This is a genomic window from Corynebacterium sp. HMSC055D05, from assembly GCF_001810365.1.
GTDB classification, from domain to species: Bacteria; Actinomycetota; Actinomycetes; order Mycobacteriales; family Mycobacteriaceae; genus Corynebacterium; species Corynebacterium coyleae.
The window spans coordinates 1-1,177 of the sequence record NZ_KV801054.1; the positions used below are offsets into that span (position 1 = coordinate 1).

Here is a 1,177-nt window from a genome sequence, read left to right on the forward strand (position 1 = left end):
GGTTGGCGGTGTTTCATGCCTTCGACGTGGTTGATGTTGATTACTCCGCCGGCTGGGCGGTGTTTGAGCTTGATCGGTAGCGGCACACTGAAGAGGAATTCTCCGTCGTGTGCGGTGAAGAATTCAGCGACGTTATCGGCAGTAACGTGGCTGAGCAGTTTGCGGCTTTTGAATCTCAATCCGACATACAGCGGGTATCCGAGGATATGAACTGCCCCGTGGCGGCTGATGGTCAGTTCCAAGGGGATATCAAAGCGCTGCTTTTTGACTGCTTCATACGGGTCTATGCTGGTCGTATCCGTATGCGATGCACCTGGCGTGGTGATTGCACGATCGGTGTTGACCCTGGGTGAAGTGGCAGCTTCCCCGGGGTCGTTTGTGTATGCATGCTTCGGCTTTGCATGGGGGTTGTTGGCGAGGTTGTAGTCGACAACGCGCTGCCAGACCGCTTCAGGATCAAGCGGAGTTGTAGGTGATTCAGCCTGCGGGAACGTTTCCCAGGCTTGTTCGGGCGTGATGTGCATCTTGCCGACGAGCAGGCTTTGATGTCGCCGATGTTTGTTGTAGACCTCGCGGTAGGCCGCAAGCGCTTTTTGCAGTTCGTCGAATGTTTCCGGTGTGCGTGCATCGAGAAACTGCACCAACGTGCGGTGGGAGCGTTCGTCTTTGCCTTGCGTAGTTGGGGCGAAGCCAGCAATTGCCAGCACACCTTGCTTCGCCAACCAAACTTCTGTGGCTGATAGACGACCGCGATGGTAGGTGGCAAACGCTTCACTGTTGTCCGACAAGATTTCCTGCGGTTTGCGGTATCGGTCGAATGCTTCTTTCAAGGTGATGCGAGCATCCTCGCCGTTTTCAGGCCGGGGAAACGCTTTTGTGCCAACATCGAATCTGCTGGCGTCATCAATAACTTGATAGATCGTGACCTGGGTATGTTCGACGTCGAATAGCCGGTAGACCACAGCATCGATCTGCCACAGTTCACACACAAAGTCGCGGGCAAACCGCTTATACGAACTGCGTGGGCGCTTGCGGGCATTCGCGTCAACTACTCCAGCGTCGTGCAGCCAATCCGCGATGGTCGACCGAGATGGAGTGCGCTCCGGGCCGATTGTGTCGAACAGGTGGTAAAAGATCGACAACGGGCCGTAGTCTAGCCCCTGCTCTTGCAACGTGA

1 protein-coding gene is annotated in these 1,177 nt (G+C 55.6%); it reads right to left on the reverse strand.

Annotated features, from left to right (window positions below):
* The coding region (locus HMPREF2734_RS04010; protein WP_168163598.1) for an integrase core domain-containing protein at positions 1–1,142 on the reverse strand (1,142 nt) is incomplete at its 3' end.
* Positions 1,143–1,177 lie beyond the last annotated feature (35 nt).